Annotated in this window: 25 protein-coding genes and 1 tRNA gene; 10 read left to right on the forward strand and 16 right to left on the reverse strand. The window is 74.4% G+C overall.

Annotated elements, in window-relative coordinates; genetic code table 11:
- Positions 1 to 14: 14 nt before the first annotated feature.
- Positions 15 to 1,274, forward strand: a complete 1,260-nt coding sequence (locus tag BIU94_RS05780) for an ice-binding family protein (protein ID WP_083404609.1) — start codon at positions 15 to 17, stop codon at positions 1,272 to 1,274.
- Positions 1,275 to 1,354: 80 nt separating this feature from the next.
- Here the strand turns inward: BIU94_RS05780 and BIU94_RS05785 are convergent, their stop codons facing one another.
- Both BIU94_RS05785 and BIU94_RS05790 read right to left on the reverse strand, forming a co-directional pair.
- Positions 1,355 to 2,173, reverse strand: a complete 819-nt coding sequence (locus BIU94_RS05785) for a DNA-formamidopyrimidine glycosylase family protein (protein ID WP_071255253.1) — start codon at positions 2,171 to 2,173, stop codon at positions 1,355 to 1,357.
- Positions 2,174 to 2,241: 68 nt separating this feature from the next.
- Positions 2,242 to 2,448 carry a hypothetical protein gene (locus BIU94_RS05790; protein WP_071255255.1) on the reverse strand — a complete coding sequence of 69 codons (207 nt, stop codon included), beginning with the start codon at positions 2,446 to 2,448 and terminating at the stop codon, positions 2,242 to 2,244.
- Positions 2,449 to 2,559: 111 nt separating this feature from the next.
- Here BIU94_RS05790 and BIU94_RS05795 point away from each other — a divergent pair.
- Positions 2,560 to 2,631: transfer RNA gene (locus BIU94_RS05795), tRNA-Gly, on the forward strand.
- 88 nt (positions 2,632 to 2,719) lie between these two features.
- Here BIU94_RS05795 and BIU94_RS05800 read toward each other — a convergent pair.
- On the reverse strand, positions 2,720 to 3,493 hold the full coding sequence (locus BIU94_RS05800) for an FAD-binding oxidoreductase (RefSeq protein ID WP_175472109.1): 774 nt from the start codon (positions 3,491 to 3,493) through the stop codon (positions 2,720 to 2,722).
- A complete protein-coding gene (locus tag BIU94_RS05805) occupies positions 3,490 to 4,083 on the reverse strand; it encodes a molybdopterin-dependent oxidoreductase (protein ID WP_071255258.1) in 594 nt (197 codons plus the stop codon). Before BIU94_RS05805 ends, BIU94_RS05800 begins: the two co-directional genes overlap by 4 nt.
- 178 nt (positions 4,084 to 4,261) lie before the next feature.
- Here BIU94_RS05805 and BIU94_RS05810 point away from each other — a divergent pair, with 178 nt between their 5' ends.
- Together BIU94_RS05810 and BIU94_RS05815 are read left to right on the forward strand one after the other, a co-directional pair.
- Complete coding sequence (locus BIU94_RS05810; RefSeq protein WP_083404610.1) at positions 4,262 to 4,684, forward strand: SIP domain-containing protein; 423 nt, start codon at positions 4,262 to 4,264, stop codon at positions 4,682 to 4,684.
- A 93-nt stretch (positions 4,685 to 4,777) separates the two neighbouring features.
- Entirely contained in the window at positions 4,778 to 5,308 is a 531-nt protein-coding gene (locus BIU94_RS05815; protein WP_071255263.1) for a Dps family protein, read from the forward strand.
- Positions 5,309 to 5,356: 48 nt separating this feature from the next.
- Here the strand turns inward: BIU94_RS05815 and BIU94_RS05820 are convergent, their stop codons facing one another.
- From BIU94_RS05820 to BIU94_RS05830, 3 genes are read right to left on the reverse strand one after another with little or no spacing between them, the layout of a single operon-like run.
- Positions 5,357 to 6,181, reverse strand: a complete 825-nt coding sequence (locus tag BIU94_RS05820; protein WP_071255267.1) for a glycosyltransferase family 2 protein — start codon at positions 6,179 to 6,181, stop codon at positions 5,357 to 5,359.
- Between the two features lie 56 nt (positions 6,182 to 6,237).
- Positions 6,238 to 7,731: a D-glycero-beta-D-manno-heptose 1-phosphate adenylyltransferase gene (gene rfaE2 / locus BIU94_RS05825; protein ID WP_071255269.1), complete on the reverse strand. Its 1,494-nt coding sequence runs from the start codon at positions 7,729 to 7,731 to the stop codon at positions 6,238 to 6,240.
- A complete protein-coding gene (locus BIU94_RS05830) occupies positions 7,728 to 9,137 on the reverse strand; it encodes an aldehyde dehydrogenase (protein ID WP_071255270.1) in 1,410 nt (469 codons plus the stop codon). Before BIU94_RS05830 ends, rfaE2 begins: the two co-directional genes overlap by 4 nt.
- A 133-nt stretch (positions 9,138 to 9,270) precedes the next feature.
- Between BIU94_RS05830 and BIU94_RS05835 the strand changes: the two genes are divergently transcribed.
- The gene (locus BIU94_RS05835) at positions 9,271 to 10,350 is read left to right on the forward strand and encodes a glycosyltransferase family 9 protein (protein WP_071255271.1); all 1,080 of its coding nucleotides are present in this window, start codon (positions 9,271 to 9,273) and stop codon (positions 10,348 to 10,350) included.
- Between the two features lie 817 nt (positions 10,351 to 11,167).
- Here BIU94_RS05835 and BIU94_RS05840 read toward each other — a convergent pair.
- The 7 genes from BIU94_RS05840 to BIU94_RS05870 form a co-directional block, all read right to left on the reverse strand.
- Positions 11,168 to 11,872: an SDR family oxidoreductase gene (locus BIU94_RS05840; RefSeq protein ID WP_071255273.1), complete on the reverse strand. Its 705-nt coding sequence runs from the start codon at positions 11,870 to 11,872 to the stop codon at positions 11,168 to 11,170.
- Positions 11,873 to 11,957: 85 nt separating this feature from the next.
- Positions 11,958 to 13,358 carry a PfkB family carbohydrate kinase gene (locus BIU94_RS05845; RefSeq protein ID WP_071255275.1) on the reverse strand — a complete coding sequence of 467 codons (1,401 nt, stop codon included), beginning with the start codon at positions 13,356 to 13,358 and terminating at the stop codon, positions 11,958 to 11,960.
- The gene (locus BIU94_RS05850) at positions 13,355 to 13,978 is read right to left on the reverse strand and encodes an SIS domain-containing protein (RefSeq protein ID WP_071255278.1); all 624 of its coding nucleotides are present in this window, start codon (positions 13,976 to 13,978) and stop codon (positions 13,355 to 13,357) included. Before BIU94_RS05850 ends, BIU94_RS05845 begins: the two co-directional genes overlap by 4 nt.
- The gene (locus tag BIU94_RS05855; RefSeq protein ID WP_071255280.1) at positions 13,975 to 15,312 is read right to left on the reverse strand and encodes a glycosyltransferase; all 1,338 of its coding nucleotides are present in this window, start codon (positions 15,310 to 15,312) and stop codon (positions 13,975 to 13,977) included. Before BIU94_RS05855 ends, BIU94_RS05850 begins: the two co-directional genes overlap by 4 nt.
- Positions 15,309 to 16,310 carry a glycosyltransferase gene (locus BIU94_RS05860; RefSeq protein WP_071255282.1) on the reverse strand — a complete coding sequence of 334 codons (1,002 nt, stop codon included), beginning with the start codon at positions 16,308 to 16,310 and terminating at the stop codon, positions 15,309 to 15,311. The genes BIU94_RS05855 and BIU94_RS05860 overlap by 4 nt, the downstream gene beginning before the upstream one ends.
- A 137-nt stretch (positions 16,311 to 16,447) precedes the next feature.
- Positions 16,448 to 17,476: a glycosyltransferase family 9 protein gene (locus BIU94_RS05865; RefSeq protein WP_071255285.1), complete on the reverse strand. Its 1,029-nt coding sequence runs from the start codon at positions 17,474 to 17,476 to the stop codon at positions 16,448 to 16,450.
- Positions 17,473 to 18,051, reverse strand: coding sequence for an HAD-IIIA family hydrolase (locus BIU94_RS05870; protein ID WP_071255287.1), 579 nt, complete (start codon positions 18,049 to 18,051; stop codon positions 17,473 to 17,475). Before BIU94_RS05870 ends, BIU94_RS05865 begins: the two co-directional genes overlap by 4 nt.
- A 101-nt stretch (positions 18,052 to 18,152) precedes the next feature.
- Here BIU94_RS05870 and BIU94_RS05875 point away from each other — a divergent pair, with 101 nt between their 5' ends.
- From BIU94_RS05875 to BIU94_RS17010, 5 genes are all read left to right on the forward strand, one after another.
- Positions 18,153 to 19,145: a glycosyltransferase family 9 protein gene (locus BIU94_RS05875; protein ID WP_071256337.1), complete on the forward strand. Its 993-nt coding sequence runs from the start codon at positions 18,153 to 18,155 to the stop codon at positions 19,143 to 19,145.
- A 49-nt stretch (positions 19,146 to 19,194) separates the two neighbouring features.
- Positions 19,195 to 19,551: a PRC-barrel domain-containing protein gene (locus BIU94_RS05880; protein WP_071255290.1), complete on the forward strand. Its 357-nt coding sequence runs from the start codon at positions 19,195 to 19,197 to the stop codon at positions 19,549 to 19,551.
- Between the two features lie 79 nt (positions 19,552 to 19,630).
- A complete protein-coding gene (locus BIU94_RS05885; RefSeq protein ID WP_071255292.1) occupies positions 19,631 to 20,668 on the forward strand; it encodes an SGNH/GDSL hydrolase family protein in 1,038 nt (345 codons plus the stop codon).
- A gap of 117 nt (positions 20,669 to 20,785) precedes the next feature.
- Positions 20,786 to 21,244: an NUDIX domain-containing protein gene (locus tag BIU94_RS05890; RefSeq protein ID WP_071255299.1), complete on the forward strand. Its 459-nt coding sequence runs from the start codon at positions 20,786 to 20,788 to the stop codon at positions 21,242 to 21,244.
- A 112-nt stretch (positions 21,245 to 21,356) separates the two neighbouring features.
- Positions 21,357 to 23,402, forward strand: coding sequence for a collagen binding domain-containing protein (locus BIU94_RS17010; RefSeq protein ID WP_175472110.1), 2,046 nt, complete (start codon positions 21,357 to 21,359; stop codon positions 23,400 to 23,402).
- Between the two features lie 358 nt (positions 23,403 to 23,760).
- Here the strand turns inward: BIU94_RS17010 and BIU94_RS05900 are convergent, their stop codons facing one another.
- Positions 23,761 to 25,134: an MFS transporter gene (locus BIU94_RS05900; RefSeq protein WP_071255305.1), complete on the reverse strand. Its 1,374-nt coding sequence runs from the start codon at positions 25,132 to 25,134 to the stop codon at positions 23,761 to 23,763.
- A gap of 243 nt (positions 25,135 to 25,377) precedes the next feature.
- Positions 25,378 to 26,085: a hypothetical protein gene (locus tag BIU94_RS05905; protein WP_071255308.1), complete on the reverse strand. Its 708-nt coding sequence runs from the start codon at positions 26,083 to 26,085 to the stop codon at positions 25,378 to 25,380.
- Positions 26,086 to 26,309 lie beyond the last annotated feature (224 nt).

A 26,309-nucleotide genomic window follows, 5' to 3' on the forward strand; every position in this document is an offset into this window, starting at 1 on the left:
GGCAGGCATCCCCGATGACCAGACGCCCACGCACCCTGGTGCTCCTCGCGACGACGATCGGACTGGCCGCCGTCGGCGTCACCGGCACCGGCGCGACCGCTGCCTCGGCGGCGACCGTCATCGACGGCCCCGTCGGTCTGGGCACCGCAGCGCCCTACGGCGTGCTCGGCGCGAGCACCGTGACGAACACCGGTCCGACCGTCGTCACCGGCGATGTCGGGGTCTCGCCCGGCACCGCGATCACCGGCTTCGACGGAGCGCCCGGCGGCTCCGCCAGCGGGACGATCCACCGCGGCGACGCCGTCGCCGACCGCGCGCAGGACGCCACCACCACGGCCTACGACACCGCGGCGTCGCTCACCCCGACCACGACGGGCCTCACCGAGCTGAACGGCCGGTCGCTGGCACCGGGCGTGTACCGCGGGGACTTCCTCCAGCTCGCCGGCGGCGGCGCGCTCACCCTGGCCGGCGACGCCGACTCGGTCTGGGTGTTCCAGGCCGGTTCGACCCTGACGATCGGCGACGCGAGCCGGATCACCATCACCGGCGGCGCGTCGTCCTGCAACGTCTTCTGGCAGGTCGGCAGTTCGGCGACCATCGGGTCGGCGGCGCAGTTCCAGGGCACCGTGCTCGCTCGGCAGTCGATCACCGCGACGACCGGCGCCACCGTCGCCGGGCGGCTGCTCGCCCGCGCCGGTGCCGTGACCCTCGACACGAACACGATCACCGCCCCGACCGGCTGTCCCGCCGACGGCACGACCACGGAGACCACCGCTCCGGAGATCACGTCCGGCACGCCCTCGTCCGGAACCGTCGGGACGGAGTATTCGTTCCCCGTCACCGCGACCGGCAGCCCCGCGCCGACCTACACTGCGACCGGACTGCCGGACGGCCTGGTCATCGACAGCACCACCGGCGTCGTGTCGGGCACCCCGACCACCGCCGGCACCTCGACGGTGACGGTGACCGCGGACAACGGCACGGCACCGGCCGACACCGCGACCTACGTCGTCACGATCCGACCGGCCGCGACCGCGACCGCCGTGCCGAGCGTCGCCCCGAGCGCGACGCCGACCACCACTCCGGGAGCGACCACTCCGGCCGGCGGCCCGTCGGCGACCACGGTGCCCGTCGTGGGCGGTGGGACCGGTGAGCTCGCCTACACCGGTTCCGGGAGCGTGCTGCCGGGCAGCCTCGCCGCCGCAGCCCTCGTGCTCACCGGTGCGGTGGTGCTGACGGCCCGCACCCGTCGTCGCCGCGGCCAGACCCGCTGACGCAGGGGAGACCTGGGCAGGCGACCAGCGGCGCCCGACGGAGGTCGGGCGCCGCTGGTCCGTGACCTCGGCGTCGCTGGTCAGTGCTCCGGCACGCCCAGCGCGTCGCGGGGCTGGCAGCGCGGACACCACCAGGTGCGCCGCGGAGCGGAGCCGACGACCTCGATCGCATCGCGACCGACGACCGCCGTGCCGCAGCGCAGGCACGGCCGACCCGCGCGGCCGACGACCCAGTGCCGCTCGCCGCGCCGGAGCGAACCCGTCGTGACCTGGTAGGCGTCCGGGACGGTCGCGGAGCGGACGAGCATCCGTCGCGCGGACGCGAGCAGGGCAGGCACGTCGACCGTGCCGATCGGTCGGTCGGGGTGCAGCCCGCGCACGAAGCCGAGCTCGTTCACCCAGAGGTTGCCGAGCCCCGCGACGTTCCGCTGGTCGAGCAGGGCCGCCCGGACCGTCGCGTCGGGGTCGGCGAGCAGCCGGCGTGCCGCCTCGGCGGCGTCGAAGTCGTCGTGCAGCAGGTCGGGTCCGAGGTGTCCGACGACGCTGTGCTCGTCCACGGTGTCCACGAGGTCGACCACCGGCAGGTCGACACCCCAGACGGTGCGGCCGTCCTCGAGGCCGAGTCGCACCCGTGCCCGACGGACGACCTCGACCGGGGGCCGTCGACCCGGTCGCGTGGTCGTCCACGACCCCTGCATGCGCATGTGGGTGTGCAGGGTGGTGCCGTCGTCGAAGCGGGTGAGCAGGTGCTTGCCGTGCGTGGCGTGCTCCAGGACCCGACGGCCGGCGAGCGAGCGGCCCGCGGCGCCGCCACCACGGAGCTCCCCGCGCACGACCAGGGCGCCGTCGACGGCACGCAGGCGCGCGGCCAACCGGAACACGGAGTCACCCTCGGGCACGGCAGCACGCTACGACGGACGACCGACACCGTGCGGCGGCCGCGCGGCTGCGCGGCCGGGGTGTCCGGTCAGACCGGGCGGTAGATGGCGATCGGCGGCGTGCCGTCCTCGCCGGCGTCGTGCCCCTGCCCGGTGGCCAACCACGTACGGCCCTCGTGCTCGATGGTCGTCGGCAGGTCGCCGTGCACCAGGATGCGCACCGCGGGTTCGTCGCCGTCGAGGAGGTCGACGCCGTGCGCCTCGGTGCCGCCGGGGTTGTCGTGGACGTAGCTCATGGGACGATCGAACTCCGCGACGCCTGTGGAACGCCGGGAGCAGCGGGGACACGCCCGGTTTCCGCCCGGATCCCACGACCGGCACCCCGACCGGGTAGAGTGTGCACGTACGCGGATGTGGCGCAGTGGTAGCGCATCACCTTGCCAAGGTGAGGGTCGCGAGTTCGAATCTCGTCATCCGCTCGGAACAGCACGAAGGCCCCGGTCACCAGACCGGGGCCTTCGTCGTTCCGTGGCCGCGCCAGCGGGCACCACGCCCGCAGGGGCTCGGTCAGCCGGCGCCGCCGAACCGCTCGGCACGCACGTCGGCGGTGTCGTGGCCGAGCTCGTCGAGCCACTGCAGCACCTGCTCGACGAACGGCGTCGAGCCGCACACGTACACCAGCGCCCCGGTCTCCGGCGGGAAGACGGCCTCGGCGAGGCGGTCACGCGTGAGCCGGCCGGCCGGTGCCACCGCACCGTCCGGTGCGCGTCGGGAGTGCACGACCGTGACGTCGAGCGGCGCCGTCGGCACCGCGGCGGCGCGTTCGAGCTCGGCGCGGAAGAACAGGTCCTCCGGGGTGCGCACCGAGACGAGCAGCCGGAAGGGCGTCGGGTCGGCCGCGTCGGCGTGCGCCGTGGCGATCGCGGCGAGCGGCACGATGCCCGAGCCGCCGGCGATGAGCTGCACGGGGCGCGTCGACTCGCCGGGACGCCACACGAACCAGCCACCGAGCGGGCCCTGCACCTCGACGGCGTCGCCGACCTCGGCCGCGTCGACCAGGAAGGGGGAGACCTCGCCGTCCTCGACACGATCGACCGCGAGCACGACCGTCCCGGCTCCGCCGGAGGACGCGAGTGAGTAGGAGCGCGACGCCTGGTAGCCGTCCTCGGCCGTCAGCCGCACGTCCACGTGCTGCCCGGGCGCACTGCCCGGCCAGCCGGGGACGTCGAGGACGATCCGGCGGGCGTTCGGGGTCTCGGGCGCGACCGCGGCGATGGTCGCCGGGTACCAGGCGGGGCGGCGACGCGACCCGGGTGCGAGCGTGGGGGTGGGGTCCGTCACCAGTAGCGCTCTTCCTTCCACGGGTCGCCGTGCATGTTGTAGCCGTTCTGCTCCCAGAAGCCGGGCTCGTCCTCGCCGTTCATGACGATGCCGCGCACCCACTTCGCGCTCTTCCAGAAGTACAGGTGCGGCACGAGCAGTCGCGCCGGGCCGCCGTGCTCCGGGGTGAGCGGGGCACCGTCGGCCTCGAACGCGATCCAGGACCGCCCGCCGAGCAGCTCGTCGAGGGGCACGTTCGTGGTGTAGCCGCCGAAGCTGTGCACCATGCAGTGGCCGAGCGCGGTGTCGACCTGCGCGAACAGCTTGTCGAGCGGGACGCCGCGCCACGGCATGTCGAGCTTCGTCCAGTGCGTGACGCAGTGCACGTCGACGGTGACGTCCTCGACGCCGAGCGCGCGGACCTCGTCCCAGGACCACTCGTGCAGGCCGGACTCGGTCCGGATCGAGAAGCTCCACGTCTCCGGGGTGACGGTCGGCGTCGCTCCGGCCGACATCACCGGCCAGTCGGCGACGAGTGTCTGCCCGGGCGGCAGCCGGGTGTCGTCGCGGTCACGGCGGCGTCCGCCGAAGCCCCTGGTGAACGTGGCCATCGTGCTCCTGTCGTCCGCGGTCGCGTCTCGTCTGCGGCGGAGCCGGTCGCTCCATCCCAGTCGATCATGCTCCACGCGGGCGGCTCGGGTGCGCGCGACGCGGTCTCCGGACCGATGCGCGCCCGGAGCGCCGCCCGCCGCTCTTGTGGGCAGGTGAGGCTTGCCTTACCGTGGCAGCATGGCCCGGACCCGGCGACAGCCCACCGATCGCGTGCTCGTCGCCGGTGGCGCCGAGGACCTGCCGGAGATCCGTCGCCGCCTCGAGGACCTGCCCGAGAACGCCTACGGCCAGGTCTTCGTCGAGGTCGCCCTCGACGAACAGGTCTGCATCCTGCCCGCGCCGCCCCGACTGACGGTCACCTGGCTGGTGCGGTCCACCCGCGGCTCGCTCCTGCCGTCACTCGTCCTCGCCGACCACGGCGAGCTCCTGGCCGGGGCACTGGCCGGCTGGGCCGCCGAGTGGTGCGTCCCCGGCTGCGAACCGCGCACCGCCGTGTGGGTCGGGCTGGCCGACAGCCCGTGGGTCGAACGGGCCCGGTCGGTGCTCCAGATCGAGCTCGCCGACGCCGGCCAGCAGGTCGAGGTCGAGTACGGCGGGTGAGGTGAGCCTGCCCTTCCGAAGGCCAGCCTGGGCTTCGGAAGGGGAGCCTGCGCTTGCTTGTGCTGCGTCCGGACAGGGCGCATGGTGGTCCCCATGAGCACGCACAGCAGCAGCACCAGCACGGACGTCCGCACGTCGACCGCCGCGTCGTCGACCCCGTCGCCGTTCTCGACGACCCCGGAGCTCGCGGCCGGCGTGGCCCAGTTCCTCGCCCCGGTCGTCATCGACCTCGAGGCGATCGTGGTGAACGGCAAGCAGGCGCACTGGCACGTGCGCGGCCGCAACTTCGTCGGGGTGCACGAACTCCTCGACCAGGTCGTCGAGCACGCGCAGGAGTACGCCGACACCGCCGCCGAGCGGATCGTCGCGCTCGGCCTGCCGGTCGACGCGCGCCTGACCACCGTCGCCGCGCGCACCACCGTGCCGCCGCTGTCCGAGGGGTTCCAGCACTCGGACGTCACCATCACCGAGGTCATCGCCGAGATCGACGCGGCCCTGCTGCAGGTCCGCCGGGCCGTCGAGGGTCTTGACGAGGTCGACCTCAACAGCCAGGACGTCGCGATCGAGATCGAGCGCGGGCTGACGAAGGACCGTTGGTTCCTGCAGGCGCACCTCGCCGCCTGAGCCCGCCCGCACCGGGCGGGGCCGCTCACGGGCCGCACGTGGTGGGTGCTACCGTGCGGCGTCCGCCCACTCGTCGAAGACCACGTCCGGCGCGTCGACCCGGCGGTCGACCACGGTGGTCGGGGCCTCCAGGTGCACGGCACCCGAGGGCAGGATGCCGACCCCGCCGAACCGCTCCATGACGCGCCACTGGGCCACGACGTCCTCGCCGGCGTGGTCCGGCGGCAACACGTCCCAGAACCGGAACCCGCCGACGTCGTCGAGGGCCTGCCGGTCGTAGAGCACGCAGGCACCGACCCAGGCGACGCGGTACGGCACCCAACCGCCCGGCGGCACGTCGAGGTCCGCGGCGAGGTGCGTCGGGTTCGCGGCGTTGTGCAGCGACCACCGGTCGAAGCCCGGTGTGCCGCGGCGCACCACCTCGGGGACGACCGGGCCCTCCCAGCGTTCGAACACCGCCGTCTCCTGCGGCCGACGGTCGTGCAGGTAGGACAGGCCCTGCACGGCGCTCCCGACGAAGCCACAGTCCAGCGTGCGCAGGGCGTCGAGCATCCGCCCGACGGAGCCCGGCTCGAGCCAGACGTCGTCGTCGAGGAACAGCACCGCCGGTGCGGTGGCGTGGTCGAGCAGGAACTGCCGGTGCTCTGCCAGGCCGCGGCGTTCCGGGTGGGTGAGGAGCGTGACGGGCCGTCCCTGGGCCTCCAGGACGCGCAGCATGGCGGCGACCGCCGGCGCGGTGACGGCCTCGCCACCCGCCGACTGGTCGCTCACCACGACGCGGAACGCGACGTCCGTCTGGGCCGCGAGGCCGGCGAGCGTCGTGGCGAGCTCGGCCGGCCGGTCGACGGTCGGCACGAGCACGTCGACGTCCACCCTGGTGGTGTCCGCTGGATCGGGCTCCGTCGCCCACGACCCGGACCAGCGGGCGGTCACGGTGCCGGGTCCGGTTCGGGTCGGGCCGCGGCCTCGCGGATGCGGCGCACCACGGCGGTCGTGGAGTGCTCGGCGACGTAGTCGACCATCACGACCTCGCCGCCGTACCCGCGCACGACCTCGGTCTCGCTGAGCATCTCCGGCGAGTAGTCGCCGCCCTTGACGTAGACGTCCGGACGCAGGCGCTCGATGAGGGGGATCGGCGTGTCCGTCGGGAACACCGTCACCAGGTCGACGCACGCGAGCGCGGCGAGCACGCCGGCGCGGTCCTCGGCCGTGTTGATCGGCCGCTCCGGACCCTTCAGACGGCGCACCGAGTCGTCATCGTTGAGCGCGACGACGAGCAGGTCGCCGAGGTCACGGGCCTGCCGCAGGTACGTGGTGTGCCCGCGGTGCACGACGTCGAAGCAGCCGTTCGTGAAGACGACCCGGCGGCCGGCGGCTCGGGCGGCCTCGACGGCGATGGCGAGCTCGTCGTGGTCGACGACCGTGGCGGCGGGTGCCGTGACGGACTCGAGCAGGGCTGCGGCGCTGCACACCGAGGTGCCGGCCTCGCGCACGACGACGTCGGCGGCGGCCTGCGCGACCGCGACCGCGTCGCGGACCGGTGCGTGGACGGCCAGGGCCACCGTCGCGGTGGCGCAGAACGTGTCGCCGGCGCCGGACGCCTGCTGCTCGGAGGCGGGGACGGCCCGGGTGCGGAAGCCGCGGTCGCTGCCCGGCTCGAGCAGCACGGTGCCGTCCCGGTCCAGCGTCACGACGGCGTTGCGGGCGCCGGTCCGGGCGAACACGTCGTCGCGGGCGTCGAGGACGGCGGCGACCCGGTCGGTGCCGGTGCCGAGGTCGCGGCCGAGGAGCGACGCGGCCTCGCCGGCGTTCGGCGTCACCAGGTCGGGGTGCAGCCCCGCCCAGCGGGTGAGGTCGTGGGCGTCCACGACGACGGCGTCCGGCCGGTCGCGGTCGAGCACGGGGACGATGTCCTCGGCGCGGACGCCGAGGCCGTAGTCGCAGACCACCGCGGCGTCCGCCGAACGCACGGCTCGGGCGACGGCGTCGGCGAGCTGCGCCTGGTGGTCGTCGGTGGGGGTGCGGGCGAGGTCGTCGACGCGGACGACGACGCGGTCGCCGCCGACCACGCGCGACTTGGTCGTGGTGCGGGCACCGGGGATGACGACGAGGAACGCCGTGTCGACACCGGCGGTCTCGAGCCGCTCGCGCAGCACGTCGCCGGCCTCGTCGTCGCCGACGAGCCCGACCATGCGGACGCGGGCGCCGAGCGCGCGGGCGTTGACGGCGGTGTTCGCCGCGCCGCCCGGCACCGCGATGGTCTCGGTGACCCGCACGACGGGGGCAGGGGCCTCGCGCGAGACGCGCTCCGCTTCGCCGACGGTCCACCGGTCGAGGATGCAGTCGCCGATCACGACGACGAGCGGCTCGCGGTCGTCGACGGTCGCCACGAAGTCGCGGACGAGCCGCACGTCGGTGCTCACGCGGCACCGCCGGCGGTGCGCGGCTGGGCCGGTTCCAGGTGCACGACGGTCATCGTGGTCATCTCGTCGAGCAGGTGCGGGCCGTAGCCGAACCCGGCGCCCGAGGCCCCGCGCGGCTGCGCGCTGCCTCCGGGGGCCCCGCCGAAGACGGCGTTCACCTTGACGGTGCCGACGGGCAGCTCCGCCGCCGCGCGGAGGGCGTGCCCGGTGTCGTTGGTGAGCACGGTCGCCGCCAGGCCGTAGCGGTCGGTCGCGGCGAGGCGCAGGCCCTCGTCGAAGTCGTCGACGACACGGACGGGGGCGATCGGACCGAAGGTCTCCTCGGTCATCACGAGCATGTCGTCGGTGCAGTCGGTCAGCACGGTGGCCGGGTAGAAGGTGCCGGGGCCGCCGGGCGTGACACCGCCGGTCAGGACGGTCGCGCCCTGCTGCCGGGCGTCGTCGACGTGTGACTGCACGGTCTGCCGGAGCCGGTCGTCGACGAGCGGCCCGTAGGTCACGGCCGGAGCAGCGGTGCGACGGTCGGCCTCGGCGACGAGCGCCGCCACGAACGGCTCGGCGACGTCACGGTGCACGTACACGCGCTCGACGCTCGTGCAGATCTGGCCGGTGTTCGCGAAGGCACCGAGCGCGACCTGAGCCGCGGCCCAGGCCGGGTCGACGTCGGCGTCGACGACGACCGCGTCGTTGCCGCCGTTCTCGCGCACGACGTGGGCGCGGGTGCGCAGTGCGACCTCGCTGAGCCGGTCGCCGGTCGCGGTGGAACCGACGTGCGCGTACACGTCGATGCCGTCCTGCTCGAGGAGCAGCTCACCGGTCGCACCGTCGCCATCGACACCGACGAGCACGCCGTCGGGCAGGACCTCGGCGAGCAGGGCGTTCAGCCGGGCGATGGTCGCGGGGGAGCGCTCGCTGCCCTTGTGCACGACGGTGTTGCCGGTGACGATCGCTGCACCGAGGATGCCGCACGCCACGGCCACCGGGTCGTTCCACGGGGTGAGCGCGAGGACGACGCCGCGGGGGTGCGGGACCGCCCAGTCGGCGGCACCGAAGCCGCCGCGGAGCGCCTCGCCGCGGTGCACCGGCCCGAGCTCGGCGTACTGCACGAGCGTGCCGACGCCGGCCTCGACGCCGCCGAGCGCGTCCCCGGGGACCTTGCCGGTCTCGCGGGTGTTCAGGTCGGCAAGCTCCTGCGCGTGCGCGCGGACGTGCTCGGCCGCCGCACGCAGCAGGGCACCGCGTTCCGCCGGTGCGGTGCGGGCCCACGCGGGTGCAGCCGCCCGGGCGCGGGCGACCGCGTTCCGGACGTCCTCGTCGGACGAGCGGGGGTGGTTCGAGGCGACGGAGCCGTCGACCGGGTCGATCACCACGAGCTCGGCTGCGGCGGCGGGGGGTGCGATCGTCATGGGGTCCTTCCGGGGACGGGCGGGCCTCTCACGGTGCCCGGAAGTCGCTGGGTGTGGTCTCGGCATCGCGCTTCTCGACCATCCGGGCACCGGACTGGGCGTTCGACCGGGTCCCGACCGGTAGACGGGAAGCGTGCAACAGATCGGTGTGGGCGGAAAACGGTTCGAGGGTGTCGAGGAGATCGCGGTGCTCCGCGGCGGAGGACTGGGGGACCTCATGTTCGCCGTCCCGGCGCTCGAGGCCCTGGCCGCGGCGTACCCGGCCGCCCGGATCACCCTGCTGAGCACCCCGGTCGCGCCCGCCGTGCTCGAGGGCCGGACCGACGCCGTGCACGCCTTCGAGGAGCTCCCGGTCTCGCCCGGCGTCCGGGACGCCGGCGACGACGCCCCGTCCCTCGAGGACTTCACCGCGCGGCTGCACGGACGCTTCGACCTGGCCGTGCAGCTCCACGGCGGCGGGCGGAACTCGAACCCGTTCCTGCTGCGGCTCGGCGCCCGGCACACCGTCGGCACCGCCACCGAGGACGCCGAGGTCCTGGAGCGCTGGGTCCGCTACGTCTACTACCAGCACGAGGTGGTGCGGGGGCTCGAGGTCGCCTCGCTCGCCGGCGCCGAGCCGGTCACCCTCGACCCGCGCGTGCACGTCACCGAGGCCGAACGCGCCGCCGTGCGCACCCGGCTCGGCGTCGCCGGCCGGCTGGTCGCCGTCCACCCCGGCGCGACCGACCCGCGCCGCCGCTGGAGCCCGGACCACTTCGCCGCGGTCGTGCGCGCCCGCCTCGAGGCCGGCGACGACGTCGTGCTCGTGGGCGACGCCAGCGACGTCCCGGCCGCCGAGGCCATCCGCCGCGCCGTCGGCGAGGACCGCGTCCACGACCTGACCGGGTCGTTGCCCCTGCGCGAGCTGCCCGCCGTCCTCGCCGCCGCCGACGTCATGGTCGGCGACGACTCCGGCCCGCGCCACCTCGCCGTCGCGGTCGGGACACCCACCGTCGGCGTCTTCTGGTTCGGCAACGTCGTGAACGCCGGCCCGATCGACCGAGGCCGCCACCGCGTGCACATGTCCTACGTCACGCGCTGCCCGGTCTGCGGCATCGACGTCACCCAGGTCGGCTGGACCGCGGAGCGCTGCGAGCACGACCCGTCCTACGTCGACGAGGTCCGACCCGAGGCCGTCATCGAGGACGTCGCTGACCTGTTGCGCACGCTCTGAGGGCGGGGGCGGGGGCTTGCCCGCGAAAGCGACAGATTGCTGCGAACGTTCCGCGCGGATCTGTCGCTTCGGTGGGGCGGTCTCGCGCGGGCAGTCGGGAACTGTCGCTTCGGCGGGGTGGTCGCGAAAGCGACAGTTGCACGCGAATGTTCCACGCAGGTCTGTCGCTGTGCCGGGGTGGTCCCGTGCGGCGCGACGAGATCTGTCGCTTCCCCGGGGTGGTCGCGTCCGCCTGCCGGGCGGGAGGCACGGCGCCCGTCCGGCACCGTCCCTCCCGCCCGGCGGTCGCCAAAGCGACAGTTCCACGTGAACGTTCCACGTAAGTTTGTCGCTTTGCCGGGGTGGTCCCGTGCGGCGGGGCGGATCTGTCGCTTCCCCGGGGTGGTGGGGCCCGCCTGCCGGGCAGGAGGCGCGGCGCCCGTCCGGCACCGTGCCTCCCGCCTGGCGGTCAGGGAAGCGACAGTTCCAAGCGAACGTTCCACGCAGGCCTGTCGCTTTGCCGGGGCGGTCGTGCGCGGTGGGGCGGGATCTGTCGCTTCCCCGGGGTGGTCGCGTCCGCCTGCCGGGCGGGAGGCGCGGCGCCCGTCCGGCACCGTGCCTCCCGCCCGGCGGTCGCCAAAGCGACAGATCCCTGCGAACGTTCCGCGCGGATCTGTCGCGTTGGCGGGGTGGTCGCGCGCGGCGGCACGGGATCCGTCGCTCCGGCGGCATTGACGGCGCGGCCGGCCACGGTCGGCCGCCCGAACACGAGTGCGAACGCGACAGGACCCCGCGGGAGATCCGCGGGGTCCTGTCGCGTTCGCGTGGGGCGAGGGGCCTACGGCCAGCTCGGCTCCGTGGCGGGCATGATCGAGAGCTCGCGGATCTCGCAGCCGGCCGGCTGCGACAGGGCGAAGATGATCGAGTTGGCGACGTACTCCGGCTCGATGAGCTGGGCGTCCGGGCCCGGCTTGTACTGCTCGGTGCGGTCGGCGAAGAAGTTCGTCCGCATGCCGGCGGGGATGACGTTCGTGACGCCGATGCGGCCCGCGGTCTCGGCGGCGAGGGCCTGCGAGAAGCCGCGCACGCCGAACTTCGACGCGGAGTAGGCGGTGCCGTGGCCGACGCCGCGCAGGGCGAGCGACGACGAGACGGTCACGACGCGGCCGTGGGTGGCCTCGAGCGCGGGCAGTGCGGCGCGCACGACCGAGGCGGTGCCGATGAGGTTGACCGCGACGATCTGCTCCCACTTGCCCGACGAGATGGCGTCGATCGGTGCGGGGGTGTCGATGCCCGCGGCGGTGACGACCGCGTCGAGGCCGCCGTGGCGCTCGGCGGCGTCCCGGACGGCCTGCTCGACGGCCTCGGTGTCGGAGACGTCGACCGCGACGGCGTCGACGCCGTCGGCGACCGCGTCGACGCGCAGGTCGAGCACGATCGGGGTGCCGCCGGCCTCGGTGACGGCCGCGACGACCGCGGCGCCGAGTCCGGAGGCGCCGCCGGTGACGAGGACGCGGCCGATCGGGGTGGTGGGGACGGGCATGTGGTTCCTTTGCATCAGGACTTCGTGGGGACGTGGTGCAGTGACGTCGTGCGGTTCCGCCGGCGGACCGGCGGGGAGGTGTCGGTCAGCCGACGTGTTCGAGGGCCGCTGCCAGCCGGGTCGTCGAGCGACCCGGGTGGAACGGCACGGTGACGACGCGCCCGCCCCACTCGGCGAGCGTCGCCGACTCGGGCAGTTCGGCCGCGGTGTAGTCGCCGCCCTTCGCCCAGACGTCGGGGCGGAAGCGGCGCAGGGCCTCGTCCGGGGTCTGCTCGTCGAACACCACGACGGCGTCGACGCAGTCCAGGGCGAGGAGGAGCTCGACCCGGTCGTCCTGGGTCATGATCGGCCGGTCGGGGCCCTTCAGCGCTCGGACCGAGTCGTCGGAGTTCAGGCAGACCACGAGGCAGTCGCCGAGCGCCCGCGCCGCGGACAGCGTGCGGGCGTGTCCGGCGTGCAGCAGGTCGAAGCAGCCGCCGGTCGCGACGACGGTGCCGCCGGCGCTCCGGACGTCGTGCACGACGCGGAGGGCGTCGCGGTCCGCACCGGGCACGGCGATCGGTGCCGGGCCGGCGTCGGCGAAGAGCGCGGTGACGCCGCCGGCGGCCAGGTACTCCGAGGCCGCCTCGACACCCGCGGTCACGGCGTCGGCGACGTCGAGACCGGAGGCGAGCGCCACGGCGACGCCGGCGGCGAGCCGGTCGCCGGCGCCGCACGGGTCGCCGGCGGTGACGGAGGGTGCGGGCACGAAGCGGCTGCCGGACCGGTCGTCGGCGACGATCGCGCCGCGGTCGCCGAGCGTCACGGCGACCGCGCCGGCGCCCCAGCGCTCGACGAGGGTCGCGGCGGCGACGGTGGCGAAGGGCACGCCCTCACCCGGCAGGTCGGTGAACCGGCGCGCCTCCGAGGCGTTCGGCGTGGCGACGGCGACCCCGCGGACCGGTGCCGCGCCCTTCGGGTGCGGGTCCCACACGACGGGGATGCGCGACGCGGTGGCGGTCAGTGCGGCGCGCATGGCCTCGGCCGACGCGACGCCGCGACCGTAGTCGGCGACGACGACGGCGTCGACGGTGTCGAGTACCGCGGTCATCGCGTCGGTGACGTCCGGCACGGGCGGGGTCGCGCAGCCCTCGTCGATGCGGACGAGGGCGTGGTCGACGACGCGCACGCGGGTCTTGACCGGCGTCGGTGCACCCGACGGACCCTCGACGATCGTGACGTCCGGCAGCAGGTCGCGGATCTCCTGCGCGCGGATGTCGTCGCTGAGCACGGTGACCAGGGTGACGTCGTGGCCGTCCCGCGCGAGCATCGTCGCGACGAGACCGGCCCCACCGGCGCGGCGATCGTCGGTCGTCACGTCGACCACGGGCACCGGGGCGTCGGGGCTGAGCCGTTCGCTCGTGCCGGAGACGTCGACGTCGAGCAGCGTGTCGCCGACGACGGCGATGCGGAGCGTCCGAGCCGGCTGGACCGACCGGGCGCTCATCGGCGGCCGCCTCGGCGCAGCGCGGGCTCCATGGCCCGGCACAGGGCGTGCACGAGCACGAGTTGGGCCTCCTGCACGTGTGCGGACGGCCCCTCGATGGCGATGACGTCGTCGACGGCGTCGGCGAGGGGGTTCGGGCGGGGACCTGTCATGGCGATGGTCCGGGCCCCGACGGCGCGGGCGGCCTCGGCGGCGCGGAGCAGGTTCGGGCTCTTCCCGCTCGTGGTGAGCAGGACGACGACGTCGCCGGCGCGGGCGTGCGCCGACACCTGGCGGGCGAACACCTGGTCGAAGCCGTAGTCGTTGCCGATCGCGGTCACGGCTGAGGTCTCGGCGTGCAGGGAGATCGCCGAGTAGGCTGGCCGGTCACCGTCGAAGCGGCCGGTGAGCTCGGAGGTCAGGTGCTGCGCCTCGGCGGCGGACCCGCCGTTGCCCGCGGCGAGCAGGCGACGGCCGGCGACGAGTCGCGCGGCGATGTCGTCGGCCCAGTCGGCGATGTGGCCGTGGTGGTCGACGAGCGACGCGATCACGGGGACCGACGCGGCGATGTGGTCGAGCACCGCGCGTCCGCTCGCGGTGGTCGTCTGCTCGTCGATCCCGGTCTGCTGGTCGATGGTCATCGTGCGCTCCGCTCCGTCGGCTGTGCGGCACGGGCGACCCGGCCGGCGTGGGTGGGGGATCCGGTCGCACGCGTGCGTGCGGCCGTGGTGGGTGCGGTCGCGGCGGGGACGGCCCCGGCGAGGAGCCGCTCGTAGACGCGCTCGCTGTCGGCGGCGACCTTCTGCCAGGTGTAGCGCGACTCGGCACGCTCCCGTCCGGCGCGGCCGTAGGCCTCGCGGCGCTCCGGGTCGTCGAGCAGCGCACCGACGGCGGCGGCGACCGCGGCCTCGTCGCGCGGCGGGACGTGCAGGCCGGTGCGGTCCTCGACGACGGTGTCGATGAGGCCGCCGACGCTCGAGGCGACGACCGGGCGTCCGCAGGCCATGGCCTCGAGCGGCACGATGCCGAACGGCTCGTACCAGGGGGCGCACACGACGACGTCGGCGCTGCGGTAGACCTCGGGCATGTCGTGCTGGCCGAGCTGCCCGCGGAAGGACACGTGGTCGCGGATGCCGAGCGAGCGGGCCAGGGCGTCGAGCCGCTGGTACTCCGGGTCGTCGACCAGGTCGGCACCGGCGACACCGGCACCGCCGACGACGACGAGCTCGACGTCGCGGCCCTGGTGGACGAGTTCGGCGATCGCGGCGATGGTCGTGCCGACGCCCTTGCGCTGCACGAGACGCGACGCGGTGAGCACCCGCAGGGCGCGGCCGCGTGCCTCGACGGGGCCGTCCGGCCGGAACAGGGTGGTGTCGACGCCGCACGGCACGACGGAGATGCGCTGCAGCGGCACGCCGAGGGTCTTCAGCTCGAAGGCCTCGTCGGAGCAGGTCGCGATGACCTGGTCGACGGTGCGGCCGACGGCCGGCTCGACCCACTCGCGCTCGTCGGGGCTCGTGTCCGCCGACCCCTGGTGGCGCCGCTTGACGACGCCGAGGGCGTGGAAGGTGTGCACGACCGGGATGCGGACGCCGCCGGTGCGGGTCTGCACCTGCGTGACGGCCTCGAGGGCCGCGTGCCCGGACATCCAGAAGTGGGTGTGCACGACGTCCGGACGGTCGACGAACCACTCGGCGGCGAGCACCGCCGCGAACGTGCCCATGTAGGGGAACAGGTCGTCCTTCGGCACGTGTCGGGCGGGCCCGGCGTCGACGTGCACGACCTCGACGCCCGGACGCAGGAGCACCCGGACGGGCTGCTCGGCGTCGTCGCGCCGCGTGTACACCGTGACCTGGTGGCCACGGTCGGCGAGTGCCCCGGACAGCTCGGCGACGTGCACGTTCTGCCCGCCGGCGTCCACTCCGCCGAGCACGGCGAGCGGACTCGCGTGCTCGGACACCATCGCGATCCTCATCGCAGGCTCCCTTCGAGCGCGGCTCCCGTCGCGCGGTTCCGTCGTGCCGCCCGGTCGACGGCGTCGTCGAGCAGGTCGTCCCAGTCGGCGGTGAAGCGACCGAGTCCGTGGCGGGCGAGGGCGGCCGCGCGCGCGACCGCGCCCCGGCGTCGGGCCTCGTCCGGGTCGTCGAGCAGCACGGCCGCGGCGCGTACCAGGTCCTCGACGTCGGTCGAGACCGCCCCGGCTTCCGGGGGCACGGTCCTGGCGGCGTCCGTGGTGGCGAGCACCAGCACGGGCATCGCCATGTGCATGGCCTCGATGAGCGACAGGCCGAGCGAGGTCCACCGGTTCGGGTGCACGTAGGCACGACGCTCCGCGAGCGCGGCGTGCATCGGGTCGCTCGGCACGTCGCCCAGCGCGACCACGCGGTCGCCGAAGCCGAGCTCGGGCAGGCGCTCGGCGCCCATGCCCCAGACGTCGACCGGTGCGACGGCCGCGAACCGGGGGAGCAGGTCGGTGCCGACGACGCGGTTGCGGCGGACGGGTTCGTTGATGACGACGCCGAGTCGGTCGAGCGTGCCGGAGTACAGCGGGCCCGGGTCGACGACGCCGTGCTCGACGACGGTGGTGCGGGTGTTCCCGCAGTCCCACATGAGCGCGTTCCAGTGCGTCACGTGCGCGATCGTCAGGTCGTCACGGTCGCGGAACGGGTGCAGGCTGTTCGGCACGTCGACGCGGGGCGCGTTGTGCTCGACGAAGACCATCGGCACGTCGCGGCCGCCGAGCAGGCGACGGGCCTCGTCGTACTCCTCGGTGCGCTGGAGGACGACGACGTCGACCTCGGCGTCGGCGACGTCGGCCGGGTCGATCTCGATCGCGTTGTCGGGCCAGGCTCGGCCGCCGCGGCCGAGGCCCCAGCCGTCCCGGGCCGGGGTGGTCGGGATGAGGTACTCGTGCTGTCCGCGGACGAAGGCGTCCATCCAGCCGCCGTGGACGTGCCAGACGAGGATCCGCATGCGTGCTTCCGTTCGGGTCGAGAGGGTCGTGAGGGCCCGCGAGCGTCCGTCCGGAGGACTCGGGACGCGGACCGGGCCTTCGCCGGACGCTACGCACTGGCTTCTGGGCTGCCCCGCAGACTTCTCCGGTCCATCCGTCAAGCGCGGAGGAGCAGCCGATCGTGCGCTTCCAGGACGTCCTCGACGCGCACCGTGGACAGGCACGGGTGCCCGGGGACGGGGCACTCGCGGGCGCGGCTGAGGCGGCACGCCGCACCCTGGTCGCCGAGCAGTTCGACGTGCGGTGCGTACGGCGCCCACTTCGCCGCGGGCACGACGGGGGAGAACAGGCTGACGATCGAGGCACCGACCGCGGCGGCGAGGTGGGCCGGCCCGGTGTTGCCGACGACGACCACTTCGGCGCCCGCCAGGACGGCGGCGAGCTCCGCCGGACTCGTGCGACCGCCGAGGTCGATGCCGGTCTCCCCGGCGACGGCGGCGGTGAGGGCGCGTTCGCCCGGTGAGCCGGTCACGACGACGGGGACGCCGCGCTCGGCGTAGGCGGCCACGAGCGCCCGGTGGTGGGACTCCGGCCAGGACCGTGCAGGGACGCTGGCCCCCGGGTGCACGACGACGTACCGGTCGAGCGCGGCGACGGCGTCGGGCAGGGTCGCGTCGGTCAGCACCGCGAGCCGGCCGTCGTCGCCCGCGGGCAGCGGGAACCCGGCGGCGTCCGCGATCCGCAGCGCGCGCTCGGGCTCGGGGATCTCCTCCGGCAGGTCCTCGCCCGGGCGCAGGCGCACGTCGAGCAGCGAGCCGGGGTGGTCCACGGACGCACCGGACACCCGGGGCACACCGGCCAGCCGCAGCAGCACGGCGAGCGGCAGCGGGGACTGGTGGAAGGACGTCAGCACGACGGCCTCGTCGGGGCGTTCCTCGGCGACGAGCGCGCGGAACTCGGCGAGGACCGCGTCGTCGATCGGGCGTGCGGTCTCGGTCACCCACGGCGCCGCCCATACCCGCAGGCTGTCGACGCCCGGCAGCAGACCGCCGGCGGGCGCGCCCTGCGGTCCGCACAGCATCGTGACGTGCGCGGCCCGGGCGGCGACGGCACGGACGGCCGGGCCCGCGACGAGCACGTCGCCGAACGAGTCGAGCCGGGCGACGAGGACGCGCGGCCGGCTCACGCCCGTGCCGCCGCGACGTCCGGACCGGCGAGCCGGGTGGCCGCGCGGGCGATCACGAGGGCGACGGCCTCGTCGAGTCCGCCGGCCACGGTGGTCGCGGCGTCCACCTCCTGCTGCCGGGTGCGCGGGGTCGGCACGAGGACGCCCTGGGCACCGGCCGCCTCGGCCGCTCCGACGTCGGCGCCGATGTCGCCGACGACCACGAGGGACTCCGGCGGCAGGCCGAGACGCTCCGCGGCCTCGAGCACCATCCCCGGCCGCGGCTTGCGGCACACGCAGTCGTCGCCGGCGTCGTGCGGGCAGACGCACCAGACGTCGAACGGACCGACGAGCTCGTCGACGCGGGCGTTCGTCGCGTCGACCTGGTCACGGGTCGCCATGCCCTTGGCGACGACCGACTGGTTCGTGACGACGCCGACCGCCAGGCCGGCGGCACGGGCGCGCTCGACGGCGCGGCGGGCACCGGGCACGGGCACCACGAGGTGCGGGTCGGCATTGTAGGGGACGTCCACGACGATGGTGTCGTCGCGGTCGAAGAGCAGGCCGCGCACGGTGCGGTCCGGATCGAGGGGCATGACTCCGGCGTACCGACGACCACCAGTGCAGTGCCCCAGGAACAGCCAGGGAACGCGGTCGCTCCGCGGTGCACCAGGCGTTGCCGTCTACCATCGCGGCGGTGACCGCCCTCGAGAGCCTGCCGCCGTCCGACGGCCGCCCCGAACTCCTCGTCCTCCGTGCCATCAAGCTCGGCGACCTGCTCGTCGCCGTCCCCGCGCTGCGGGCGCTGCGTCGTGCCTTCCCGGACCACCGCATCACGCTCGCGACGACGGCCTGGCTCGCGCCCGTCGTCGAGCTCGTGTCCGGCGTGGACGTGCACCTCGCCCAGCACGGACTCGACCACCCGATCGCCGTCCCGACCGGGACCGTCGACGTCGCCGTCAACCTGCACGGCGCCGGCCCGGAGTCGTCCGACCTGATCGCCGCGCTCGCACCCCGTCGCGTCATCGGGCACGCCGACCCGACGCACGGCTACGACGGACCGGAGTGGCCCGAGGGCGTGCACGAGCGCGACCGGTGGGCGGACCTGCTCACCTGGCACGGGATCCCCGCCGACGCCGACGACGTCGCGATCGACCGTCCGGCGGCCCCGCCGGCCGCCGCGGACGGCGCCGTCGTGCACGTGGGTGCCTTCCACGGTGCCCGGCACTGGCCGACGGACCGCTTCGCCGAGGTGGTGCGCGGACTCCGCGACCGCGGCCTCGACGTCGTCCTGACGGGAGGCTCGGCTGACGTCGAACGCGCAGCTGCCGTCGCCGACGGGGCCGGGCTGGCGCCGGAGGCGGTGCTGGCAGGTTCCCTGGAACTGCAGGACTTCGCCGGCGTGGTCGCCGCCGCCCGCGTCGTCGTCACGGTGGACACCGGGGCGGCGCACCTCGCGACCGCCTACGGCGTCCCCTCGGTCGTGCTGTTCGGCCCGGCACCGCCCGAGGCGTGGGGCCCGCCGGCCTCCGGCCCGCACATCGTCCTGACCGACGCGTCGGTCCGGCGCGGCGACGTCTTCGCCGAGGACCCGGACCCGGCGATCCTCGCCGTGCAGGCGGCCGACGTGCTGGACGCCGTCGACCGGCTCGGGGTCAGCCGGGTGACCGCTCAGCCGACCGGCCTGTAGCGTCGACCGAGAGCCACCCGGACCCGCCGGGGGCTCGGAGGGAGCACCCGTGTTCGAAGCTGCGGACATCCGAGACTGGATCGGCCTGCCGGTCGTCGACGAGGCGGACGACAAGGTCGGCACGCTCGAGAGCATCTACTACGACACGGCGACGTCCGAGGCGTCGTTCGGTGCGCTGACGACCGGCATGGTCGGCTTCCAGAAGCTCCTGTTCGTGCCGCTCGTCGGCGCGACCGTGACGCCGAAGCACCTGCGCGTGACCTTCCCGAAGAAGCTCGTCAAGGACGCTCCGTCGATCCCGACCGACGGGCAGCTCGAGGCGGAGACCGAGCCGGTGCTGTACCAGCACTACGGCCTCGAGTACCGCACGGGCAGCGGTGGCGAGCGTCGTCTCGGACGCCGCTGACCCGGACCCGTCCCGCACGTCCCGATCCCGACCCGCCCGGAGGCCGCAACTGCTCCGCTCCACCAGGACGCTGCTCGCGGTGCTGTCCGCGCTCAGCGTCGTCGGCCTGGTCGTCACCGGGGCGGCACCGGGCGTCGGCACCGCTGCGTCGGCCGCCCCGATGTGGCCGGTGCCGCAGCCGTACCCGGTGACGTCGGACCCGGCCGAGCCGCTCGCGGACCTGCCGCCGGGCAGCGAGTACGTCGCGCTCGGGGACTCCTACTCCGCCGCGTACGGTCTCCGCCCGCTCACCGGTCTGCCGACGACCGCGTGCGTCCAGTCGGCGCGGGACTACCCGCACCGGCTGGCCGCGCGGTTCGGGCTCGCCCTGACCGACGTCACGTGCGCCGGTGCCACGAGCACCGACGTCGTCTCCGGACACCAGTTCGCCGGTGTCCCGCCGCAGATCGAGGCACTGTCCACCCGCACCCGGCTCGTCACCCTGACCATCGGCGGCAACGACGCGGACCTGTTCGGCACCGCGGCCTCGTGCCTGGCGCTCTCGGCGCACGGTCCGGTGTTCTCCGGCCGGGACGCGCCGTCGTGCGCGAGCAGCCTGGTGCGGGACGGCGTCGACCAGCTCGGTGTGACGATCCAGTCCCGGGTCGCGCTCGGCGTCGCCGACACCCTGGCCGCCGTGCGACGGGCGGCGCCGAACGCCGTCGTGGTGTTCCTCGGGTACCCCGCGATCTTCCCCGACGCCGAGCACACCCCGGCGAAGGGGTGCTTCCGGTCGGCGCTCGACCTCGGGTCGCTGACGGGCTCGTTCCCGTCGGACACGTTCCCCTTCACCGACCGGGACGTCGCCTACCTGCACGACGTGCAGGAGCAGCTGAACGAGGTGTCCCGCACGGCGGCCGACGCCGCCGGGGTCCGCTTCGTCGACGTGCTCGCGGACACCGCGGGGCACTCCGCGTGCGCCGCCCGTGACGACCGCTACGTCGCCGGCGTCACCCTGACCGGCACCGGCGACCTGCGCCGCATCGACCTCGAGGCGGGCGCGCTGCACCCGAACGGCCGCGGGGTCGCGTACCTGACCGACCGTCTGGCGACCGTCATCGGCGCCCTCGCCGGTTGACACCCGACCCGCGCGACGCCCGACCCGCGCGACGCCGGAGCCGCGCGTCGTCGGACGCGGGCGGTCCGGCGGCGGTGATCCGGGCCTCCCGGCCGACCGGTCGGTAGGGTCGCGGACGTGGTGGTGAGCGCCGGACTGTTGCTGCACCGGGCCGGACCGACCGGGCCCGAGGTGTTCCTCGTGCACATGGGCGGGTCCTTCTGGCGGAACCGGCCACGGGCGTGGTCGGTGCCGAAGGGACTCGTCGAGGGCGACGAGGAGCCGCTCGCGACCGCGTTCCGCGAGTTCCGCGAGGAGCTCGGCGTCCGCGCTCCGGTCCGTGCGGACGACGTGACCGACCTCGGCGAGGTGCGGCAGGCGTCCGGCAAGCGCGTCCGGGTCTTCTCGGCACCCGCACCTCGTGGCTTCGACGTCCCGACGGTGCGGAGCAACACGGTGCGGCTCGAGCTGCCGCGCGGATCCGGGCGGTTCGTCGACGTGCCGGAGGTCGACGACGCACGGTGGGTGGGGCTCGACGCAGCCCGCGACCTGCTCGTCGCCGGGCAGGTGCCGCTGCTCGACCGCATCACGATGTGACAACGCACCGGACGAGCGTCGGACGCCGTGGTTAGCCTGGCCGAGCGTCGGGCGGGCCGTCGCGGACACCAGGGGAGTACCGATGCGGCGCTGGCGCACCATCACGGCGGGGTTGACCACCCTCGCACTCGGCACGGGGCTGGCGATCGGTGGTGCCACGACGGCGTCCGCCGACCCGGCGGGGGACTGGGGCACGTTCACCCTGAGCGGGGCGAGCAAGGACTACACCGGCACGATGACCCTGGCCGGGTTCCCGGAGACCACGTTCACGTCGAACTCGCGGCAGTCGACCGTGGTCAGCGGGGCGTCGACGTGGCAGTCGGCGGACACGCCTGCAGGGGCGGCCTACGGCACAAGTCGGGGCCAGACGTACATGAACCAGCGGCCGAACGTCGACCGCCCGAACGCACAGAGCGCGTCGACGACTGTCTACACGTTCGCTGAGCCGACCCCCGGCGCCGAGAGCTGGTCGATCGTCCTCGGAGACATCGACGCCGACCAGGTCACGATCTCGGCCACGGTGCAGGGCGGTGCCGCGGCGACCGCCGACCAGCTTGGCTACCAGGGCTCCTACAATTCGTGTTCCCTCCCCGGCCAAGTCGGTTGGTCGTGCTCGCCCGATCCGGACGGAACAACGGGTCAGGACAACCCCACTTGGGATGCAGGCACCCGGACGCTCACGGGGAACGCCGCGGCGAACGACACTGCGGGCGCCACAGGTTGGTTCACCCCGACGGTGTCCCTCACCAGCCTGACGATCGCGTACCAACAGCGCAGCGGCTTTCCGGTCTATCAAACGTGGTTCGCGAGCCGGACCGCTGCAATCTCCGGGGTAGTGAAGCTCGATGGAACACCGATCCCTGGCGCAACCGTGACTGCAACGGCTCCGCGCGGCACCGTCTACACGACGACTACCGACGCTGATGGGAAGTACGCGTTCCCGTTCCTGCCGGTCATCGCGAACTACCGAGTGGAGGTCGCAGAGCCACCAGGGGCGGACGGTAGCGGCGTCGCGACCGGCGTGTCGTTGGCGAAGGATGGTGTTCCCGGAGGGTCCGATGAGGTCAGGAACTTCGCCTTCACCTCGCCCGCGGACACGACCTCGATCATCGGCACCGTCGAGGACGAAGCCGGCAACCCGGCCTCGAACGTCCCCGTCGTCGTCGACGTGCCGAACGGCGATCCGGTCATGACCACGACGAACACCGACGGCGTCTACGTGGTCTCCGACCTGCCGGCCGACGCGGCGGTCGACGTCTCGGTCGTCGGTTCGGAGGCCGACCCCACGACGGTGGACACCGGTGACGCCGGCGTGCCGGTGGTGCCGACCGACGCGATCACCGCCCCGCCGTCGGTCATCGCGACGGTCACGGGTCGCGTGACCCTCGACGAGGCCCCGGTCGAGGCCGGCCAGGTCGTCGAGCTCCTCGACGCGACGGGCGCGGTCGTCGGTTCGACCACGACGGACGCGGACGGCCGCTACACCTTCGCCACCGTCGCCGGCACCTACACCGTCCGCACGACGGTCCCCGTGCCCGGTGCGACCGGCGACACCACGAACACCGGCGTGACCGCGGGCGTCGGGGACACGGTCGACTCCGACCTGCCCTTCGAGTCGCCCGCCGAGCCGGCGGTCATCACGATCGACCAGCCCGGCACCGTCACGGACACGAACGGCGAGCCCGTCGATGCTGTGACGGTCGTCGCGACCCCGGAGGAGGACGACGCCGGTGGCCCGGTCACCGTGGTCACCGACGCCGACGGTGCGTTCGACCTCACCGGCCTGGCACCGACCACGACCTACGAGATCGCCCTCGACGTCGACGGCGTCGAGCCCGAGACGATCGTCACGCCGGACACCGGCTCGGCGACCCCGCTCGCCTTCGTGGTGCCGGCCGCCGAGACGACCCCGCCGACGAACCCGTCGCCGAGCGCGACCGCCGCGCCCGTGCCCTCGGCCACGCCGACGGTCCCGGGCGGCTCGGCGAACATCCCCGTGGACGACCCGTCCGACGCCGCGAACGGAGGGCCACTGGCCTACACCGGCGCCGACCTGACGCCGGGCCTCATCGCTGCCGGGGTGCTCGTGCTCCTCGGCGCTGGGCTGCTGACCTTCCGTGCGGTGCGCAACCGCCGCCGGTCGCACCTGCAGGACTGAGCGCGCACGAACGAAGGGCGGGTCGGCTGGTGCCGGCCCGCCCTCCGTCGTGTGCGGTGGGGCGGCGGTGCTGCGAGGTCGCAGGACCGAGGGGCGCGAGCTCGCACGACGCGCCGCGACCGGACCGTCGAGGTCGCTCTTCGTGCCGCTTCAAGCGCGGGGATGCGGCACGTTCTGCGACCTCAGTGCCGCGGGCGCACGGGCCGTGCAGCGGGCGCACCCGTGGGCCGTCCGGCGTACGACGTCGCAGGACACGCCGCGACCGGACCTTCGAGGTCGCACTTCGTGCCGCTTCGAGCGCCGGGATGCCGCACATTTCGCGACCTCGACGCCCCGGCCCGAGCCCGACCAGCCGCCCTCAGCTCAGCTCGGAGCTCCGCCGCTGCGTCCGGATCGAGCCGGTCGCGATGCCGATCGACCCAGTGACGGTCTGGATCGCCCGGCTGACGACGGGGACCGACGTGGTGACCACCGCGAGCGAGGACGTGATCGCCTCGAGCGACGACGTGGACAGGTGCTCCTGGTGGTGCGAGTGCACCGGGAACCCGCGCCGGGCCGCGAGCACGACTCCGAGCGAGCCGACGAGCACTGCGGCACCGGCGAACGGCAGGTACTGCAGCCCGACGAGTCCGAGCGCCTGCCCGCCGATGGCGGCGCCGCCGGCGATGCCGATGTTCGACGCGCCGTTGACGAGGGCGCCGGCGATGTCGGGGGAGACCCCGCCCGAGCGGATCGCGGCTGCCATGAAGAGCGTGCCGGTGGTGCCGTTCGCGGCCATCCAGACGCCGGCGACGACCATCGTGCCGACCAGCGAACCGTGCACGAACGGCAGGGCGGCGAAGGCGACCGCCATCGTGGCGACGGCGACGACGAGGGTCTGCCGCGGTGCCCGGTCGACGAACATGCCGGCGAGCCAGAGCCCGACGACGCCGGTGCCGCCGAGCACGAGCAGCGCGCCGCTGACCAGGGAGGCGTCGAGCCCGGCGTCGATGGCGTACGGGCCGATGTACGTGTAGACGACGTAGTGCCCGGCGAAGAGCAGCAGGTCGGCGACGACGACGGAGAGGAGTCCGGTGCGGGCCCAGGCCTTCGGCGAACCGATGTGCGGCGACGCTGCGCCGCTGACCGCCGGCAGGAAGAGCAGTGCGACGGCGGCGAGCACCGCGGCGGCGACGGCGACGGAGAACACGGCGGGGCGCCAGCCGATGTGCTGCGCGACGAAGGTGGCGACCGGGACGCCGAGCACGAAGCCCAGCGAACTGCCGGAGTACACGAACGCGATCGCCCGACCGGCCAGACGCGGCGGCACGATGCGCGTCGCGTAGGCCGAGGCCACCGAGAAGAACAGGGCGTGGGCGATGCCGCCGACGACGCGGCCGGCGCAGACGACCGCGAACGACGGCGCGAACGCGATCATCAGGTTCGAGACCGTGTAGCCGACGAGGGTCGCGACGAGCACGGTCTTGCGCGGCAGCTTCGCGGTGAACGCGGTGAGCGGCAGCGCCAGGATCGCCACGGCGGCGGCGTACACGGTGACGACGATGCCCATCGTCGCCTCGGAGACGCCGAGGTCGGCGCTCATGGTGCCGAGCAGCCCGACCGGCATGAGCTCGGTGGTGATGGCGAAGAACGTCGCCAGGCCGAGCACGGCGATGCCGACGATCGACTGGCTGGTGACGGTGATCGGCCGCGTGTTCGTCGACACGGCCGAGGTGGTGGTGTTGGTGGACACGATGCTGACCTCCTCCGGGGAACGGCGGAACGCGCGACGACGCCGTCGGGGACGGCGTGTGACCGGGGATCTGCGGGGCGCGCTCGCTGCTGGTGTGGATGATGTGGGTACGACTCCACGGCGAGTGCGCTGATCCAGTCTTGCACGCTCGACGGACCCTGGCGAGGGCCTCCGGGTGATTTCTGGGAGCGCTCCAACGTTTGTCAGCGAAGAGCGAACACGCCCGGCGCGCACGGCCCCGGATCAGTACTCGTTCGTCACCCGACCCTGTACCCCGCCACCGCGGAGCGCGATCGTCAGGGTCCCGCTCATCGACTGCGCGGACATCGACACCGACCCGTGCAGCGCCGCCTCGCGGGGGAAGCAGGCGGAGGTCGACTCGATCCGGTCCGCCGTCGCCACGAGGCAGATCGTCGACCGGTCCGTCCCGACCCCGGCCCAGACGTTCCACGGCGTCTCGAACGACCCGCCGTCGAGCGCCCGGTTCGTGAAGACGAGTCGGGTCGTGTGCAGGCTCACCGGCGCCTCGACCGGCCCGGGCAGCTGGTCGGCGAACGTCTGCGGCATGTCGAGGAGCTCCTCGAGCGTCACGGTCCCGGCGGTCGGCGTGATCGACGGCGCTGCCGGCACCTCCGGCAACGAGGTCCCGACGAGCGTGCCCGCCGCGAAGACGACCCCGATCGCCGCGGCCGCACCGAGCGCGATCCACAGGCGGGGCCGCGCACTGAACAGCGCCGTGCGCCACCGGGGCACCGGCTGCGGTCCGGTCGGGAGGCCCGGCGCACCTCCGCCGTCGCCGCCCACCTCGGCAGCGTGGTCGGGTCCGGCACCGTGGCCGGCCCGGTCGCCGGCGTTCGGCTCCGACGTCGTGCCGGGTGCCTCGTGCGAGGTCGACCACGACGCGGATGCTCCGTCGCCCGACGCGGCTGCCGAGGGTGCTGCGGAGTGCATGGCCGCGCGTGGCGCCGGGTCCCGACCCGCGGCCCGGCGAGGCCACGGGCCCGAAGCCGGACCAGTCGGCACTCCGGGGTCCGCCGTCACGCCAGGAGGTCCCGCCGTGCCCGGGCCTGCGCCCGGACCGGGACCCGAGGTCGTGTCCGGAGCCCGGACGACACCGGTGACGGTTCCCGGGCCCGGGCCCGCTGGAGTCCTCGAACCTGCACCCGAACCCGAAC

The sequence above is a fragment of the Curtobacterium sp. MMLR14_006 genome (assembly GCF_001864985.1).
In the GTDB taxonomy this organism is placed as follows: domain Bacteria; phylum Actinomycetota; class Actinomycetes; order Actinomycetales; family Microbacteriaceae; genus Curtobacterium.

Bases quoted from the DNA above. Each gene is read 5' to 3' on its own strand.
- BIU94_RS05780 (WP_083404609.1), top strand. From the start codon at position 15: ATGACCAGACGCCCACGCACCCTGGTGCTCCTCGCGACGACGATCGGA.
- BIU94_RS05790 (WP_071255255.1), bottom strand. From the start codon at position 2,448: ATGAGCTACGTCCACGACAACCCCGGCGGCACCGAGGCGCACGGCGTC.
- BIU94_RS05805 (WP_071255258.1), bottom strand. From the start codon at position 4,083: ATGGCCACGTTCACCAGGGGCTTCGGCGGACGCCGCCGTGACCGCGAC.
- BIU94_RS05810 (WP_083404610.1), top strand. From the start codon at position 4,262: ATGGCCCGGACCCGGCGACAGCCCACCGATCGCGTGCTCGTCGCCGGT.
- BIU94_RS05815 (WP_071255263.1), top strand. From the start codon at position 4,778: ATGAGCACGCACAGCAGCAGCACCAGCACGGACGTCCGCACGTCGACC.
- BIU94_RS05830 (WP_071255270.1), bottom strand. From the start codon at position 9,137: ATGACGATCGCACCCCCCGCCGCCGCAGCCGAGCTCGTGGTGATCGAC.
- BIU94_RS05840 (WP_071255273.1), bottom strand. From the start codon at position 11,872: ATGCCCGTCCCCACCACCCCGATCGGCCGCGTCCTCGTCACCGGCGGC.
- BIU94_RS05845 (WP_071255275.1), bottom strand. From the start codon at position 13,358: ATGAGCGCCCGGTCGGTCCAGCCGGCTCGGACGCTCCGCATCGCCGTC.
- BIU94_RS05850 (WP_071255278.1), bottom strand. From the start codon at position 13,978: ATGACCATCGACCAGCAGACCGGGATCGACGAGCAGACGACCACCGCG.
- BIU94_RS05855 (WP_071255280.1), bottom strand. From the start codon at position 15,312: ATGAGGATCGCGATGGTGTCCGAGCACGCGAGTCCGCTCGCCGTGCTC.
- BIU94_RS05860 (WP_071255282.1), bottom strand. From the start codon at position 16,310: ATGCGGATCCTCGTCTGGCACGTCCACGGCGGCTGGATGGACGCCTTC.
- BIU94_RS05870 (WP_071255287.1), bottom strand. From the start codon at position 18,051: ATGCCCCTCGATCCGGACCGCACCGTGCGCGGCCTGCTCTTCGACCGC.
- BIU94_RS05905 (WP_071255308.1), bottom strand. From the start codon at position 26,085: ATGCACTCCGCAGCACCCTCGGCAGCCGCGTCGGGCGACGGAGCATCC.